Consider the following 14711-nt stretch of genomic DNA (forward strand, 5'->3'; position numbering starts at 1 on the left):
GTGATTAGTTACTCTTCTTTTGCCCGTTTTTGTCTTGCAACTGCGACGGTACCAGAACCGTAGTCACGCGTTTGCCTTTGTCGCTAAACGCCTGCATTTGCTGCTGTTGCACCAGATAGGTGATGCGATCGCCTTTTACGTTGCTGTCGAGCTGTTCCAGATAGGCGTTCCCGGTCAGGGTCACCAACTGCGACGCCACATCGTAACGGACCTTCTGCGCGTGGCCTTTCACCGGCTTGCCGCTGTCTTGCATCTGATAGAAGGTCACCGGATTGCCAAAGGCTTCGATATAGGTTTTATTCTGATCGCCGCCTGGGCGGGTCACCACAACCTTGTCTGCCTTGATATCGATAGTGCCTTGCTTGATCACCACGTTATCGGTAAAGGTGCTGACGTTGCTCTGCATATCCAGAGACTGTTTCAGTGAGTCAATGCTTACCGGTTGGCTGGAGTCGGACTTCAGCGCCCAGGCGGGTGCGCTGGCGGCCAAAATCAAGCTGCCGATCAACAGATTACGGCTTGGTTTGTTGGTTCTGAATTTCATAGTTGGTCTTAACCTTATCAATCAGCTCAGCGGTTTTGGCCCGCAGGTTCCCACGCATTTTCATGCCGTTAGAGGTGAAGTTCGTCCCATAGAGCGTCACTTCGTCATCCGAAGCCACATCCTGGGTCACCAGGTTCACCTGAGCATTGTCTGTTTTAATTTTTTCCAGCTGTGAGGTGGTGGTCAGGCTGTTCACCTCGACATGGCCGTAAAGATACAGCATCCGGTCTTTAGTCAGTTTGGCGCGATCGGCGCGAACTGACCAGGTGGCCACCGCGTTTTCATCAAACAGCGTCATCACCGGCTGGGTAAACCAGCTTAATTCGTCGGCCTCATAGTACTTTACGTCTTCCGCCACCAGCTTATAGCTCAGCTTGCCGGTCGGATTGTACACTATGGTGACCGTGTGCTGGCTCTGATAAGTCGGGTCTTTACTGTTAGCCGGTCCCGGCATGGCATCATCATTGACATCAGTCATGTTCCAGCCAATCAGCGCCAATGCGATCACCGCCAGCAGGATGGTGATCCAAAGTTTGGTTTTACTCATATCGACAGCCCTTTGGCGTCCTCCAGCTTGTTCTGAGCCAAAAGAATAATGTCACACAGCTCGCGCACCGCACCGCGGCCGCCGGCAATGCGGGTAATATAGTGGGCTCGTGGCAGCAACAGAGGATGTGCATCTGCTACCGCGACTGCCAGGCCAACCTGGGCCATCACCGGCCAGTCGATCAGATCGTCACCGATATAGGCTACCTGATCTGCCGTTAGCGACAGTGTATCCAACAGTTCGCGGAAGGCCAAAAGCTTATCGGATTGCCCCTGATAAAGGTGGGTAATACCGAGGGTATTTGCGCGGTCCTCCAGCAGCTTGGCGGAGCGGCCGGTAATAATTGCCACTTCAATATCCGAGGTTTTCAGGCAGCGAATGCCGTAACCGTCGCGCACGTTAAACGCTTTTAGTTCTTCACCGTTGTTGCCCATGAAAATCAGGCCGTCTGACAGCACGCCATCGACATCACAAATCAGCAGGCGGATTTTACCGGCGCGCGCCATGACGTCTTGTTCTACAGGCCCGTAGCAGGTTTCAACCAGACTCATTGAGTTCTCTTCCATAATTAAACGACGCCGGCGCGCAGCATGTCATGCATATGTACCACACCCAGCAACTGGTCGCCATCGGCAACCAGCACTGAGGTGATATGACGTTGCTGCATCAGGTTCAGCGCGTCGACCGCCAGCAGGTTCGGACGCACTCGCACGCCACCGAGCGTCATGACATCGACGATCCTGGCCTCGTTGAGATTGATACCCATATCAAAAATCCGGCGCAGGTCACCATCGGTAAAGATACCGGCGATCTTCATCAGATCGTCACAGATGACCGTCATGCCCAGATTTTTGCGGGTGATTTCCAGCAGCGCGTCGCGCAGCGATGCATCGGCGCTGACGTGGGGAATTTCATCGCCGCTGTGCATGATATCACTCACGCGCAGCAGCAGTCGGCGGCCCAGAGCGCCACCAGGGTGTGACAACGCAAAATCTTCCGGCGTGAAACCGCGGGCTTTCAGCAGGGCGACGGCTAGCGCATCGCCCATCACCAGGGTGGCGGTGGTGCTGGTGGTCGGTGCCAGGCCGAGCGGGCAGGCTTCCTGTGGCACCTTGATGCACAGGTGAATATCCGCCGCTTTGCCCATCGAGCTTTCCGGGTTGTTGGTCATGCAGATCAACGGGATTTGCTGGCGCTTCAATACCGGGATCAGCGCCTGGATTTCGTTGGACTCGCCGGAGTTGGAGATGGCGAGCACAATATCCTGCGCAGACACCATGCCGAGATCGCCGTGGCTGGCTTCCGCAGGGTGAACAAAGAACGAAGGCGTGCCGGTGCTGGCGAAGGTGGCGGCAATCTTGCAGCCGATATGACCGGATTTGCCCATGCCCATGACCACCACTTTACCCGTGCATTCGGCGATCAACTCGCAGGCGCGGGTAAAGTCTGCATTGATGTATTGATCGAGCTGAGCCAGCCCGTCACGCTCAATCTGCAGCACTTCTTTGCCTGCCTGCTGAAAATCAAAGCCTGGTTGCAACTGAATGTTCGACATACTCATTCCCGCTCGTCGGTTTAGCCGAAAGTACTGAAAGGGTTAAAAAACAGCACCGCAAGATACGCAATAAAGCCACATAATAACAGAGCCCCTGCCAGATGACCGATGCGATGTTTACGCCCAACGCACAAGGCGGTGAGCACAATGCTGACCGCCAGCATCACCCAGTAATCGCGGTGGAAGGCGGCGCCATCGACACTGCCAGGGGACAGCAGGGCGGGGACACCCAGCACTATCACCGTATTGAAAATGTTGGAGCCGATGATATTGCCAATCGCCATATCATCCTCACCCTTTAGTGCTCCGGCGATGGAGGTCGCCAGCTCCGGCAGGCTGGTGCCGACAGCGATAAGGGTCAGGCCGACCACCAGCTCACTCATACCGAAAAAGTGCGCGATCACCGTGGCGTTATCGACCACCATTTTGGAAGACAGCGGCAGAATGATAAACGCCAGCACCAGCCACAGCACCGCCACGGTGTTGCTGCTGTCCTGCGGCAGCTCGGCCATTTGTTCCACGGTCAGGCTGTCGTTGCCTTCACGCTGTGCCAGCCGGGCAATTTTCAACATCAGCAGAATGAAGACGGCGGCGGCGGCCAACAGCACCACGCCATCCAGCCGACTTAGCGTGCCGTCCATCAGCACGAAACCGCACAATACTGTGACCGCCAACATCAGCGGCAGTTCGCGTCGCAATACTTCAGAACGCGCAGCCAGCGGGTGGATCAGCGCGGCAACGCCGAGGATCAAGAGAATATTGGTGATGTTGGAACCAATTACGTTTCCCACCGCCATATCTATCTGCCCGTTCAGCGCGGCGGTGGTCGAAACAAACAGTTCCGGCAGCGAAGTGCCGATGCCGACGATGGTCATGCCGATAATCAGCGGTGGCACACCAAGTGAACGAGAAATCACCGCAGCACCGTAAACTAAGCGGTCTGCGCCATACACCAGTAAAAATAAACCAACGATTAATAAAACTATCGCGAGAAACATGCAGGGTCCTTTGTTGGGAATTATCCCGGTTCGTTGGTTAAAAGCCGTAATTCGGCTATCTTGCTTTGCCCTCCGTTGCGCAGGCAAAATCCGCAGCAACGGGATTTCCCGGCTAATATATGAACACTTTCGTTTTTTTTCGTTATGGTGCCAATTTTGACCGGGTGGCGCGTAAAAGTAAAACCTATGGCACCATTGGTAACGAAATGCCGGTAAGTTTTTGTAAAGATGAGACGCATTGCGCCCGTTGCTTTAACATCGCGGGTAGATTTGGCAAAAATAAGCCGCAAAGGATCCATTAACATGCACCAGAAGGCAGAGAATCTGGTCGAAGTTCGCGACATGACTTTCTCTCGCGGCGATCGACTAATATTCGAAGACATCAACCTGACGGTTCCCCGTGGCAAGGTGACGGCGATCATGGGGCCGTCCGGTATTGGTAAAACGACGCTGCTGCGTCTGATTGGCGGCCAGTTGGCACCGGACAGCGGTGAGATCTGGTTTGATGGCGACGACATTCCTGCGTTGTCCCGTCATCAGCTGTATGAAGCACGTAAGAAAATGAGCATGCTGTTCCAGTCAGGCGCGCTGTTCACCGATCTGACGGTGTTTGAAAACGTGGCTTATCCGCTGCGTGAGCACAGCCGCTTACCGGAACCTATTTTGCGCAGTACGGTAATGATGAAGCTGGAGGCGGTCGGACTGCGTGGCGCGGCCGAGCTGATGCCCAATGAGTTGTCCGGCGGTATGGCGCGGCGTGCGGCGCTGGCGCGGGCGATTGCGCTTGACCCGGAGATGATCATGTTCGACGAGCCTTTCGTCGGTCAGGATCCGATCACCATGGGCGTGCTGGTGAAGCTGATTGATGAGCTCAATCACGCGCTGGGCATCACCTGCATTGTGGTTTCGCACGATGTACCTGAGGTGCTGAGCATCGCCGACTACGCGTACATTGTTGCCGATCATCGGGTGATTGCCGAAGGCACGGCGCAAGAATTACAGAACAATCCTGATGCACGCGTGCGCCAGTTCCTGGATGGTATTGCCGATGGGCCGGTGCCTTTCCGTTATCCGGCTGGCGATTATCAGGCCGAGTTGTTAGGTTTAGGGAGTAAATAAGCTGATGTTATTACAGGCGTTAGCGTCGTTAGGACGCCGTGGCATCAACACCAGCGCCAGTTTTGGACGCGCCGGATTGATGCTGTGGGGCGCGCTGGTCGGGCGGCCCGAGCCGCGCAAACAGTGGCCGTTGCTGCTCAAGCAAATGCACAGTGTAGGCGTGCAATCACTGCTGATTATCATGGTTTCCGGGTTGTTTATCGGCATGGTACTGGGGCTACAGGGCTATTTGGTGCTGACCACCTACAGTGCCGAAGCCAGCTTGGGCATGATGGTGGCGCTGTCGCTGTTACGTGAACTGGGCCCGGTGGTGACGGCACTGTTGTTTGCCGGTCGTGCCGGTTCCGCGTTGACGGCCGAAATTGGCCTGATGAAGGCAACCGAACAAATCTCCAGCCTGGAAATGATGGCGGTCGACCCGCTGCGGCGTATTGTCGCACCGCGCTTCTGGGCGGGTTTGATCAGCATGCCGTTGTTGACGCTGATCTTTGTCGCAATTGGTATCTGGGGCGGTTCGATAGTCGGTGTGGATTGGAAGGGCATTGACGGTGGCTTCTTCTGGTCGGCGATGCAGGGCGCCGTAGAGTGGAAAAAAGACTTGCTCAACTGCCTGCTCAAGAGCGTGGTATTTGCCATTACCGTGACCTGGATTGCCATCTTCAACGGGTATGATGCAGTACCGACCTCTGAAGGGATTAGCCGGGCAACGACCCGTACCGTGGTACATTCGTCACTGGCGGTGTTGGGATTGGATTTCGTGCTGACAGCACTGATGTTTGGGAATTGATTCGATGCAAACGAAGAAGAGTGAAATCTGGGTTGGGGCATTTATGCTGATTGCGCTGTGCGCCGTCGTGTTTTTGTGCCTGCAAGTGGCAAACATTAAGTCGATCGGTAACGAACCTACATACCGTATTTACGCGACCTTCGATAATATCGGTGGTCTGAAAGCACGTTCACCGGTGAAAATCGGCGGCGTGGTGATTGGTCGAGTGGCCAATATCTCTCTCGATCCTAAAACTTATACGCCGCGCGTTGCCCTGGATATCCAGGATAAATTCAACCAGATACCGGATACCAGCTCACTGGCGATCCGCACCTCCGGCCTGCTGGGGGAGCAATATCTGGCACTGAACGTCGGTTTTGAAGACCCGGATATGGGCACCACCATTCTGAAGGACGGTGGTACCATTCAAGACACCAAATCAGCCATGGTTCTGGAAGATCTGATCGGCCAGTTCTTGTATAAGAGCGGCGGCCAGGATAACGCAGATAAAGCGGGAGACGCGGCTGCCAGCCCGGCTGCCGGTACTGCGCCGCAACCTGCTGCCCCCATTCATTAAGAGAGGAAGCCTGCATGTTTAAACGTTTACTTATGGTTGCCCTGCTGGTGGTTGCGCCGCTGGCGAACGCGGTCGATCAAACCAATCCTTACAGCCTGATGCAGGACGCGGCTCAAAAGACCTTTAACCGTCTGAAAACCGAGCAGCCGAAAATCAAGCAGGATCCCAACTACCTGCGTTCCGTGGTGCATCAGGAGTTGATGCCTTTTGTACAGGTTAAATACGCCGGTGCACTGGTACTGGGCCGTTATTACAAAGAAGCGACCCCGGCGCAGCGTGAAGCTTACTTCACCGCATTCCAGGCCTACCTGGAACAGGCCTACGGCCAGGCGTTGGCGATGTACCACGGCCAGACTTACCAGATTGAACCTGAAAAGCCGTTGGATAATGCCGATATCGTCGCCATCCGCGTGACCATCATTGACCAGGGCGGTCGCCCGCCGGTGCGTCTGGACTTCCAGTGGCGCAAAAACAGCAAGACCGGTTACTGGCAGGCGTATGACATGATCGCCGAAGGCGTCAGCATGATTACCACCAAGCAAAACGAGTGGGCATCTACCTTGCGTACCCAAGGGATTGACGGCCTGACCAAACAACTGCAGGCGGCGGCGCAGCGTCCAATCACGCTGGATCAGAAAAACTGATGACCGCACTCAGCTTTGAATCGCAGCAGCAGACTCTGATCCTGCGCGGTGAACTGGATCGGGAAACTCTGTTGCCGCTGTGGGAACAGCGGGAAACGTTGCTGGCGGATATAACTGTCCTCGACGTTACGCAATTGCAGCGTGTGGACTCTTCCGGGCTGGCATTGCTGGTACATCTGCGTGAACAGCAGCGTCAGCACGGCGTGGAATTAAAAATTTCTGGTGCCAGCGATCGCCTGAAAACCTTGATCACGCTGTACAACCTGCAAGCAATAATGCCTGTCGATACCGCTGGTTAGCCCTACTTTCGGCTGGTTAAAGACGGTTTCGCCTCAGAAAGCCCCTGTTACACAGGGGCTTTTTCTTTAGTTTAAGAAAACGTCTGATTCCACTAAGATGTCAGGCTGATTATGATCCTTTTGATGCAGAACTGGATACTATGGAAAATAACGAGATTAAAGACGTGCTGATGCGAGCATTGGCACTGGATGAAGCACATGTTACCGGTGACGGTAGCCATTTTCAGGTGATCGTGGTCGGCGAGCTGTTTGCCGCCATGAGCCGCGTCAAGAAACAACAGACGGTGTATGCACCGCTGATGGAATACATTGCGGACAACCGAATTCATGCCTTGTCGATCAAGGCGTACACCCCAGAAGAGTGGCAGCGAGATCGCAAACTCAACGGATTTTAAGGCTGTTTGCCCAGCGGGGCGGGCAGCGTCAGTTTAGATAATAGAGAGTAGTCAAATGGATAAATTTCGTGTGCAGGGCCGGACCCGCCTAAGCGGTGAAGTTGCTATTTCCGGGGCCAAAAATGCTGCCCTGCCGATCCTGTTCGCCGCATTATTAGCGGAAGAGCCGGTCGAGCTGCAGAATGTCCCGAAGCTGAAGGACATCGATACCACCATTAAGCTACTCAACCAGTTAGGCACCAAGATTGAGCGTAACGGTTCCGTATTCGTTGATGCCAGCGGCGTGAACGAATTCTGCGCGCCGTATGACCTGGTGAAAACCATGCGTGCTTCTATCTGGGCTTTGGGGCCGCTGGTCGCTCGTTTTGGTCGTGGTCAGGTTTCCCTGCCGGGCGGTTGTGCGATCGGCGCTCGTCCGGTTGATCTGCATATTACGGGTCTGGAACAGCTGGGTGCAGAGATCAAACTGGAAGAAGGTTACGTAAAAGCTTCCGTTGACGGCCGCCTGAAGGGTGCACACATCGTTATGGACAAGGTGAGCGTTGGCGCTACCGTGACCATCATGAGCGCCGCCACCCTGGCGACCGGTACCACCGTGATTGAGAACGCCGCACGTGAACCGGAAATTGTCGATACTGCCAACTTCCTTAACACGCTGGGTGCGAAAATCACCGGTGCCGGCAGTGACCGCATCACCATCGAGGGCGTTGAGCGCCTGGGCGGCGGCGTTTATCGCGTTCTGCCGGACCGTATCGAAACCGGCACCTTCCTGATCGCTGCCGCGGTTTCCGGTGGCAAAGTGATGTGCCGTGATACCCGTCCGGATACGCTGGATGCCGTGCTGGCCAAACTGCGTGAAGCCGGTGCGGATATCGAAGTAGGTGAAGACTGGATCAGCCTGGACATGCACGGCAAACGTCCGAAAGCGGTGACCATTCGCACCGCACCGCACCCGGGGTTCCCAACCGATATGCAGGCTCAGTTCAGCTTGCTGAACCTGGTCGCGGAAGGCACCGGTGTGATCACCGAGACCATCTTTGAAAACCGCTTTATGCACGTGCCTGAATTGATCCGTATGGGTGCACATGCCGAGATCGAGAGCAACACCGTGATTTGTCACGGCGTTGAGCAACTGTCCGGTGCTCAGGTTATGGCGACCGATTTGCGCGCTTCAGCCAGCCTGGTGATTGCCGGCTGCATCGCCGACGGCGTGACCGTTGTCGATCGTATCTATCACATTGACCGTGGCTATGAGCGTATTGAAGACAAGCTGCGTGCGCTGGGTGCAAATATCGAGCGTGTGAAAGGCGAGTAATCTGTTGGATGCCGGGGTGATGCCCCGGCGCAATGCAGTATTGGAGGGCTCGGCGTTGCCGGGCCCTTTTTAATTGCTGTCTTCCGGGAATTCGCCCACGGTCATTTTCAAGGTGATGCGTTTGCCTTCGCGCAACACAATCACCGGAATTTCAGTGCCTGGGCGGATCTCCGCCACCTGGTCCATGGTCTCCAGCACCGAAATCGCCGGTTTGTTGTCGACGTTGATGATCACGTCGTTGATATGGAACCCGGCGTTACCAGCCGGCCCGTTCGGCGTAATTTCGGTCACGATAATGCCCTGCAGGCGATCGATGCCGGAATTGGACGAACGCAGAGGAATAATCTCTTTCCCCTGAATACCGAAATAACCGCGGATGACGCGGCCGTCGCGGATCAGCTTGTCCATAATCTTGGTGGCCAGCTCGATGGGAATGGCGAAGCCCAAACCTTCCGGCGTTTCCCCGTCGGTGATTTTATCGTAGGTCAGGGTATTGATGCCGATTAGCTCGCCCAGCGAGTTGACCAGCGCGCCACCCGAGTTGCCGCGGTTAATCGAGGCATCGGTCTGCAGGAAGGTTTGGCGACCGGTGGTGCTCATACTGATGCGGCCGGTAGCGCTGAGGATCCCCTGAGTGACGGTCTGACCGAGATTGAAGGGGTTGCCGATCGCCAGTACTACGTCACCTACGTGCGCGGTGCGAGCCGTGTTTATCGGGATCACCGGCAGGTTGCCCGGATCAATTTTCAGCACCGCCAGATCGGTCAAACCGTCAGAACCGACTAACAATGCTTCGTAACGGCGGCCGTCTTGCACCACCACGGTAATTTGTTGTGCATCCTTGATCACGTGGCGATTAGTCAGGATATAACCGCGCTCGTTCATGATCACGCCAGATCCCAGAGAGAGTATGTTGGCGGAACCGTTCATATTGCGGTTGTAGATATTCACCACGGCGGGCGCGGCGCGGCGCACCGCTTTGTTGTAGCTGACCGGCGTTTCGTCAAGAGTACTGTCATGTTTTTCTGCGAACAGAGCATTGGAAGAACGTAGCACGGGCAGTGCAACCAGCAGCAGGCCGGCAACGATTAAACCAATAACGACGGAACGCAAGAGCTTAGCAAACATGGAGTTTTAGTACGTGAGATGAAAGATACACGGAGGATAGCATGAGAATACCGGGCGCAGTATGTCACCGGGCCCGGTTTTTAAACAAATTACCGATTAACGCAACAGCAGATAAATGGTTTCGCCGCCGCGCACGATGTTCAGTGCCATCACCGGTGGCTTGGCTTCCAGCACCTTGCGTAAGGTCGTGATGTTTTCAACGCGCTGACGGTTGACGCCAATGATCACATCGTCTTTCTGCAACCCGATCTGCGCGGCTACGGAGCCTTTATCGACTCTATCGATCTTCACGCCTTTGTCACCACTTGGAATGGCACCGTTGCTCAGTGACACGCCCTGCAGAGCCGGAGAAAGCGTTTCGGCATTGGTGGAGGCGCCTTCGCTGTTGTCCAGCGTGACGGAAACTTCCTGCGGCTTACCGTCGCGCAGCAAGCCAACCTTGATGGTTTTGCCCGGCGCGGTGGTACCGACCTTGGCACGCAGTTCGGCGAAGCTGCTGACGGGCTTGCCGTCGACGGAAACCAGAATGTCACCGGCTTTGATGCCGGCCTTGGCGGCGGCAGATTTCGGCAACACTTCGCTGACGAAGGCACCGCGTTGGGCGTCGGTGTTAAACGCCTTGGCCATATCGGCGGTCATTTCACTGCCTTTGATGCCCAGCAGGCCGCGTTTCACTTCGCCAAATTCAATCAACTGCTGGCTGAGGTTCTGCGCCATGTTGCTCGGAATGGCAAAGCCGATGCCCACGTTGCCGCCGCTTGGCGCCAAAATGGCGGTGTTGATACCGATTAACTCACCGTTGAGGTTAACCAGTGCGCCACCGGAGTTACCGCGGTTGATGGAAGCATCGGTCTGAATGAAGTTTTCCAACCCTTCCAGGTTCAGACCGCTACGACCCAGTGCAGAGATAATACCGGAAGTCGCCGTCTGGCCGAGGCCGAATGGGTTGCCGACGGCCACGGCAAAGTCGCCGACCCGCAGTTGATCGGAGTCCGCCATTTTTATCGCGGTCAGGTTTTTCACATCGCTGAGCTGCAGCAGGGCGATGTCGGACTGTTCGTCACGTCCCAACAACTTGGCATCCACTTCACGCCCGTCATTCAACTGTACGCTGATTTTGTCGGCATTGTTGATCACGTGGTTGTTGGTCAACACATAGCCCTTGGCGGCGTCGATGATCACGCCAGAACCCAAGCCTTCAAACGGGCGTGAGCTTTGCTGTTGTCCTGGCGCGTCGGGGCCGAAGAAGCGTTTGAGCTCTTCCGGTACCTGCTGGCGCTGCACCTGAGTGCCTTCCACATGCACGCTGACGACAGCGGGCAATACTTTTTCCAACATCGGCGCCAGGCTTGGCAACTGCTGCCCCTGCACGGCGACAGGCATCGCCGCGTTGGCTGCCGGTACGGAGGTCAGTGTGAGGCCAATACTCATTGCCAATGCACTAAGAATTAACGACTTTTTATTCATTGATGATAACTCTCTCAATACCTGCCGGTGAAAGGGTGATGATAATGCAGCAGCACTACCATAGTGAAGGGTAAGACCGTGAATTTGCGTGAAAAGTTCACTCAGGCGCCAGCTTTAAGGATAGCTCGGCGTGGGGAAGAAAAAGCATGGGGGAGCAAAAGCCCGTGGAACTGGCCCACGGGCGAAGAACAGCGTTTAGTCGCGGCGCGGACGTTCGCCACGCAGCAGGCCGGATGCGCCTTCTGAGTAGTCGCGCGGCATCTCTACCGGCGTCTGATCGTTATCCGCTTCGGCTTCGGTCAGGCGATAGCGGAACGGGTTTTCCTGCATTGGCAGGTCCGGCAGCAGGTTGTTGGAGCTTTTCGCCATGTGCTGATACAGCTGGCGATAGTCGCGTGCCATATTGTCCAGCAGCTCGGCGCTGCGGGCAAAGTGGCCGACCAGCTCCTGGCGATACTCTTCAAGATCGGTTTTGCTCTTGTCCAACTCGTTCTGCAAAACTTGTTGTTGACGTAATTTACGGTTACCAAAACGCATCGCTACCGCACCAATGACGATACCGACCACCAAACCAATCAGCGCATACTCCCAGGTCATGATGACTCCTATTTTGACTTCGTTGTTCCGCAGGGATTTTTCACTTAATAATATCCACTATAACCGTTAACCTTGTCCGAGTGGAATCCTGATGAGCCATGACCTGATTTCTTCAGGGTTTTCAGCGCCGCCCTGAGCGGGTATTTGTAGCGATAAGGGCGCGAAGCCACCCAAAGTTGCCGCGAAAATGGGCTAAATAATTTCTAAGCGTTGTGAAGGAACATCGAACAGATGCAGGCACAATCACCGTTATCACGCTACCAGCGGCTGCTTGCTGCGGGAGAATACCAGGCCGATGAAGTCCAGATGGAGGCCGTGACTCAACTGGATCATATCTATCAGGCATTATTGCAGCAGACGCCCGCTGTCAGTGCGCCGGCCGCGGGCCTGCGCGGCAAACTGAATCGTTGGCTGGGCAAGAGCAGTGAAACGACTCAGCAGCGTCCGGTTCAGGGCTTATATATGTGGGGCGGCGTGGGACGCGGCAAAACCTGGCTGATGGACATGTTCTTCCATAGCCTGCCGGGGGAGCGCAAGCTGCGGCTGCATTTTCACCGTTTTATGCTGCGGGTGCACGAAGAGCTGACCGAACTGCAGGGGCAGGAAAACCCACTTGAAATCATCGCGGATGGTTTCAAGGCACAGACCGATGTGCTGTGTTTCGACGAGTTCTTTGTTTCCGATATTACCGACGCCATGTTGTTGGCAACGTTGTTGCAGGCGCTGTTTGCCCGTGGCATTACGCTGGTGGCGACCTCCAATATCCCGCCGAACGATTTGTACCGCAACGGCCTGCAGCGGGCGCGTTTCCTGCCGGCGATCGATCTGATTAACGAATTCTGTGACGTGATGAACGTTGACGCCGGCATTGATTATCGCCTGCGTACTTTGACTCAGGCGCATTTGTACCTGACGCCGCTTGATGAACAGACCCGGCTGACCATGGACCGGATGTTTGTGAAGCTGGCCGGCAAGCCAGGAGAGGCGGCACCGGTATTACAGATCAATCATCGGCCGTTGCAGGCGATCAACGCGGTAGACGGCGTGCTGGCGGTCGATTTTCACACGTTGTGCGAAGAGGCGCGTAGCCAATTGGACTATATTGCGCTGTCGCGCCTGTATCACAGCGTGATCCTGTATAATGTGCGGGTGATGGGGCCGCTGAAGGAAAATACCGCGCGCCGCTTCCTGGCATTGGTCGATGAATTTTACGAACGTCACGTCAAACTGGTGATCGCTGCCGAAGCGTCGATGTTCGATATTTACCAGGGTGAGCGGTTGAAGTTCGAGTACCAGCGTTGTCTGTCGCGGCTGCAAGAAATGCAGAGTGAAGAGTATCTGAAGTTGCCGCATCTGCCGTGACGTCCAGGGGGACCCAGGCCACTGGCGTCCCCGGTTTTCTGCCATTGGCGTTTAATTGCGTTTCTATTCAAAAAGCGTTCGATCTTTGTGAGCGACTTCTCTATAATCTTGCGACCCCACGTTACAACAAAGTTTTTTTCCCAAAAACTTTTTAGTGCCGGCAATGGCTATTCGAAGGGGTAGGTTTGCTGGACTTGTATGGTCGTGTGAGCCTCAACTGTTTTCGAGCGTTTGGGTGTTCACCAACGTGTAACTAATTATTGGGTAAGCTTTCTAATGAAAACTTTTACAGCTAAACCAGAGAGCGTAAAACGCGACTGGTACGTTGTTGATGCAGATGGTAAAACTTTAGGCCGTCTCGCTACTGAACTGGCTCGTCGTCTGCGCGGCAAGCATAAAGCGGAATACACCCCGCACGTTGATACCGGTGACTACATCATCGTTCTGAACGCAGAAAAAGTTGCTGTAACCGGCAACAAGCGTACAGACAAAGTGTATTACCGTCACACCGGCTACGTCGGTGGTATCAAGCAAGCGACCTTTGAAGAGATGATTGCCCGCAACCCAGAGCGTGTGATTGAAATCGCGGTTAAAGGCATGCTGCCAAAGGGTCCGTTGGGTCGTGCAATGTTCCGTAAACTGAAAGTTTACGCGGGCACCGAGCACACTCACGCGGCACAGCAACCGCAAGTTCTTGACATCTAATCGGGATTATAGGCAATGGCTGAAAATCAATACTACGGCACTGGTCGCCGCAAAAGCTCCGCCGCTCGCGTTTTCATCAAGCCGGGCAGTGGTAACATCGTAATTAACCAGCGTAGTCTGGAACAGTACTTCGGTCGCGAAACTGCCCGCATGGTAGTTCGTCAACCGTTGGAACTGACTGACATGGTTGGTAAGTTTGACCTGTACATCACCGTTAAAGGTGGTGGTATCTCTGGTCAGGCTGGCGCTATCCGTCACGGTATCACCCGTGCACTGATGGAGTACGACGAGACTCTGCGCGGTGAATTGCGTAAAGCTGGCTTCGTTACTCGTGACGCCCGTCAGGTTGAACGTAAGAAAGTCGGCCTGCGTAAAGCACGTCGTCGTCCGCAGTTCTCCAAGCGTTAATTTTTTACTGCCTCGGCAGTGGAATTTACGCCAAAAACCCGGTGCTTCACCGGGTTTTTTTATGCCTGAAAATCAACTTGTCGCTACTAAAATCTTTGGTATATCAGACAATTCAATACGAAATCACCGCACAGCCCCCACAAAACAAGCAAAATCTGGTAAACTATCATCCACTTTTGCGCCTGTTCGCCATGCAGCAGTTATCAGTCTACCTCCGAGGCCGTTTTTATGACCTAAGGTTTCGCTGCAAGTTGCTGGCCTGCGGTCAAGATCATTCAGGATAGC

General features: G+C 54.8%; 19 protein-coding genes. 10 read left to right on the top strand and 9 right to left on the bottom strand.

The features are described from left to right. Nucleotides 1-4: 4 nt before the first annotated feature. From lptA to M2406_RS13820, 6 genes are read right to left on the bottom strand one after another with little or no spacing between them, the layout of a single operon-like run. Nucleotides 5-544: a lipopolysaccharide ABC transporter substrate-binding protein LptA gene (gene lptA / locus M2406_RS13795; protein ID WP_012147061.1), complete on the bottom strand. Its 540-nt coding sequence runs from the start codon at nucleotides 542-544 to the stop codon at nucleotides 5-7. Continuing rightward, complete coding sequence (gene lptC, locus M2406_RS13800) at nucleotides 513-1091, bottom strand: LPS export ABC transporter periplasmic protein LptC (protein ID WP_012147060.1); 579 nt, start codon at nucleotides 1089-1091, stop codon at nucleotides 513-515. The genes lptA and lptC overlap by 32 nt, the downstream gene beginning before the upstream one ends. Next, entirely contained in the window at nucleotides 1088-1642 is a 555-nt protein-coding gene (gene kdsC / locus M2406_RS13805) for a 3-deoxy-manno-octulosonate-8-phosphatase KdsC (protein ID WP_017894144.1), read from the bottom strand. The genes lptC and kdsC overlap by 4 nt, the downstream gene beginning before the upstream one ends. 17 nt (nucleotides 1643-1659) lie before the next feature. Next, on the bottom strand, nucleotides 1660-2646 hold the full coding sequence (kdsD, locus tag M2406_RS13810; protein ID WP_012147058.1) for an arabinose-5-phosphate isomerase KdsD: 987 nt from the start codon (nucleotides 2644-2646) through the stop codon (nucleotides 1660-1662). A gap of 20 nt (nucleotides 2647-2666) precedes the next feature. Next, nucleotides 2667-3644, bottom strand: a complete 978-nt coding sequence (locus M2406_RS13815; protein WP_017894142.1) for a calcium/sodium antiporter — start codon at nucleotides 3642-3644, stop codon at nucleotides 2667-2669. A 20-nt stretch (nucleotides 3645-3664) separates the two neighbouring features. Further along, the gene (locus M2406_RS13820; RefSeq protein WP_156779312.1) at nucleotides 3665-3943 is read right to left on the bottom strand and encodes a hypothetical protein; all 279 of its coding nucleotides are present in this window, start codon (nucleotides 3941-3943) and stop codon (nucleotides 3665-3667) included. Nucleotides 3944-3947: 4 nt separating this feature from the next. Here M2406_RS13820 and mlaF point away from each other — a divergent pair, with 4 nt between their 5' ends. The 7 genes from mlaF (at nucleotide 3948) to murA (ending at nucleotide 8759) form a co-directional block, all read left to right on the top strand. Next, nucleotides 3948-4763, top strand: coding sequence for a phospholipid ABC transporter ATP-binding protein MlaF (gene mlaF / locus M2406_RS13825; protein WP_012147056.1), 816 nt, complete (start codon nucleotides 3948-3950; stop codon nucleotides 4761-4763). Nucleotides 4764-4767: 4 nt separating this feature from the next. Further along, nucleotides 4768-5550, top strand: a complete 783-nt coding sequence (gene mlaE, locus M2406_RS13830) for a lipid asymmetry maintenance ABC transporter permease subunit MlaE (RefSeq protein ID WP_012147055.1) — start codon at nucleotides 4768-4770, stop codon at nucleotides 5548-5550. Between the two features lie 4 nt (nucleotides 5551-5554). Next, entirely contained in the window at nucleotides 5555-6106 is a 552-nt protein-coding gene (mlaD, locus tag M2406_RS13835) for an outer membrane lipid asymmetry maintenance protein MlaD (RefSeq protein ID WP_012147054.1), read from the top strand. 14 nt (nucleotides 6107-6120) lie between these two features. Next, complete coding sequence (gene mlaC, locus M2406_RS13840; protein WP_012147053.1) at nucleotides 6121-6750, top strand: phospholipid-binding protein MlaC; 630 nt, start codon at nucleotides 6121-6123, stop codon at nucleotides 6748-6750. Then, entirely contained in the window at nucleotides 6750-7049 is a 300-nt protein-coding gene (mlaB, locus tag M2406_RS13845) for a lipid asymmetry maintenance protein MlaB (protein WP_012147052.1), read from the top strand. The genes mlaC and mlaB overlap by 1 nt, the downstream gene beginning before the upstream one ends. Before the next feature lie 140 nt (nucleotides 7050-7189). Beyond that, the gene (gene ibaG, locus M2406_RS13850; protein ID WP_012147051.1) at nucleotides 7190-7444 is read left to right on the top strand and encodes a BolA family iron metabolism protein IbaG; all 255 of its coding nucleotides are present in this window, start codon (nucleotides 7190-7192) and stop codon (nucleotides 7442-7444) included. 55 nt (nucleotides 7445-7499) lie between these two features. Next, entirely contained in the window at nucleotides 7500-8759 is a 1260-nt protein-coding gene (gene murA / locus M2406_RS13855) for a UDP-N-acetylglucosamine 1-carboxyvinyltransferase (protein WP_012147050.1), read from the top strand. Between the two features lie 69 nt (nucleotides 8760-8828). Here murA and degS read toward each other — a convergent pair whose 3' ends face one another. The 3 genes from degS to zapG all read right to left on the bottom strand — a co-directional run bounded on the left by degS (nucleotide 8829) and on the right by zapG (nucleotide 11951). After that, entirely contained in the window at nucleotides 8829-9887 is a 1059-nt protein-coding gene (gene degS, locus M2406_RS13860; RefSeq protein WP_115183666.1) for an outer membrane-stress sensor serine endopeptidase DegS, read from the bottom strand. A gap of 96 nt (nucleotides 9888-9983) precedes the next feature. Next, nucleotides 9984-11354, bottom strand: coding sequence for a serine endoprotease DegQ (gene degQ / locus M2406_RS13865; protein WP_126501836.1), 1371 nt, complete (start codon nucleotides 11352-11354; stop codon nucleotides 9984-9986). A 195-nt stretch (nucleotides 11355-11549) separates the two neighbouring features. Further along, nucleotides 11550-11951: a Z-ring associated protein ZapG gene (gene zapG / locus M2406_RS13870; RefSeq protein WP_012147047.1), complete on the bottom strand. Its 402-nt coding sequence runs from the start codon at nucleotides 11949-11951 to the stop codon at nucleotides 11550-11552. Nucleotides 11952-12182: 231 nt separating this feature from the next. Between zapG and zapE the strand changes: the two genes are divergently transcribed. From zapE to rpsI, 3 genes are all read left to right on the top strand, one after another. Beyond that, complete coding sequence (gene zapE, locus M2406_RS13875) at nucleotides 12183-13313, top strand: cell division protein ZapE (RefSeq protein ID WP_017894135.1); 1131 nt, start codon at nucleotides 12183-12185, stop codon at nucleotides 13311-13313. A gap of 276 nt (nucleotides 13314-13589) precedes the next feature. Then, entirely contained in the window at nucleotides 13590-14018 is a 429-nt protein-coding gene (rplM, locus tag M2406_RS13880; protein WP_012147045.1) for a 50S ribosomal protein L13, read from the top strand. Nucleotides 14019-14033: 15 nt separating this feature from the next. Further along, the gene (gene rpsI / locus M2406_RS13885) at nucleotides 14034-14426 is read left to right on the top strand and encodes a 30S ribosomal protein S9 (protein WP_012147044.1); all 393 of its coding nucleotides are present in this window, start codon (nucleotides 14034-14036) and stop codon (nucleotides 14424-14426) included. Nucleotides 14427-14711: the final 285 nt, after the last annotated feature.

It is taken from the genome of Serratia sp. BIGb0163, assembly GCF_024809935.1.
In the GTDB taxonomy this organism is placed as follows: Bacteria; Pseudomonadota; Gammaproteobacteria; order Enterobacterales; family Enterobacteriaceae; genus Serratia; species Serratia quinivorans.

Excerpts from the sequence above, each read along its gene's own strand:
- mlaB (WP_012147052.1), top strand. The coding sequence starts at position 6,750 with ATGACCGCACTCAGCTTTGAATCGCAGCAGCAGACTCTGATCCTGCGC.
- mlaF (WP_012147056.1), top strand. The coding sequence starts at position 3,948 with ATGCACCAGAAGGCAGAGAATCTGGTCGAAGTTCGCGACATGACTTTC.
- lptC (WP_012147060.1), bottom strand. The coding sequence starts at position 1,091 with ATGAGTAAAACCAAACTTTGGATCACCATCCTGCTGGCGGTGATCGCA.
- M2406_RS13820 (WP_156779312.1), bottom strand. The coding sequence starts at position 3,943 with ATGGATCCTTTGCGGCTTATTTTTGCCAAATCTACCCGCGATGTTAAA.
- ibaG (WP_012147051.1), top strand. The coding sequence starts at position 7,190 with ATGGAAAATAACGAGATTAAAGACGTGCTGATGCGAGCATTGGCACTG.
- mlaD (WP_012147054.1), top strand. The coding sequence starts at position 5,555 with ATGCAAACGAAGAAGAGTGAAATCTGGGTTGGGGCATTTATGCTGATT.
- kdsC (WP_017894144.1), bottom strand. The coding sequence starts at position 1,642 with ATGAGTCTGGTTGAAACCTGCTACGGGCCTGTAGAACAAGACGTCATG.
- mlaC (WP_012147053.1), top strand. The coding sequence starts at position 6,121 with ATGTTTAAACGTTTACTTATGGTTGCCCTGCTGGTGGTTGCGCCGCTG.
- lptA (WP_012147061.1), bottom strand. The coding sequence starts at position 544 with ATGAAATTCAGAACCAACAAACCAAGCCGTAATCTGTTGATCGGCAGC.
- rplM (WP_012147045.1), top strand. The coding sequence starts at position 13,590 with ATGAAAACTTTTACAGCTAAACCAGAGAGCGTAAAACGCGACTGGTAC.
- degS (WP_115183666.1), bottom strand. The coding sequence starts at position 9,887 with ATGTTTGCTAAGCTCTTGCGTTCCGTCGTTATTGGTTTAATCGTTGCC.
- rpsI (WP_012147044.1), top strand. The coding sequence starts at position 14,034 with ATGGCTGAAAATCAATACTACGGCACTGGTCGCCGCAAAAGCTCCGCC.
- mlaE (WP_012147055.1), top strand. The coding sequence starts at position 4,768 with ATGTTATTACAGGCGTTAGCGTCGTTAGGACGCCGTGGCATCAACACC.
- zapG (WP_012147047.1), bottom strand. The coding sequence starts at position 11,951 with ATGACCTGGGAGTATGCGCTGATTGGTTTGGTGGTCGGTATCGTCATT.
- M2406_RS13815 (WP_017894142.1), bottom strand. The coding sequence starts at position 3,644 with ATGTTTCTCGCGATAGTTTTATTAATCGTTGGTTTATTTTTACTGGTG.
- murA (WP_012147050.1), top strand. The coding sequence starts at position 7,500 with ATGGATAAATTTCGTGTGCAGGGCCGGACCCGCCTAAGCGGTGAAGTT.
- kdsD (WP_012147058.1), bottom strand. The coding sequence starts at position 2,646 with ATGTCGAACATTCAGTTGCAACCAGGCTTTGATTTTCAGCAGGCAGGC.
- degQ (WP_126501836.1), bottom strand. The coding sequence starts at position 11,354 with ATGAATAAAAAGTCGTTAATTCTTAGTGCATTGGCAATGAGTATTGGC.
- zapE (WP_017894135.1), top strand. The coding sequence starts at position 12,183 with ATGCAGGCACAATCACCGTTATCACGCTACCAGCGGCTGCTTGCTGCG.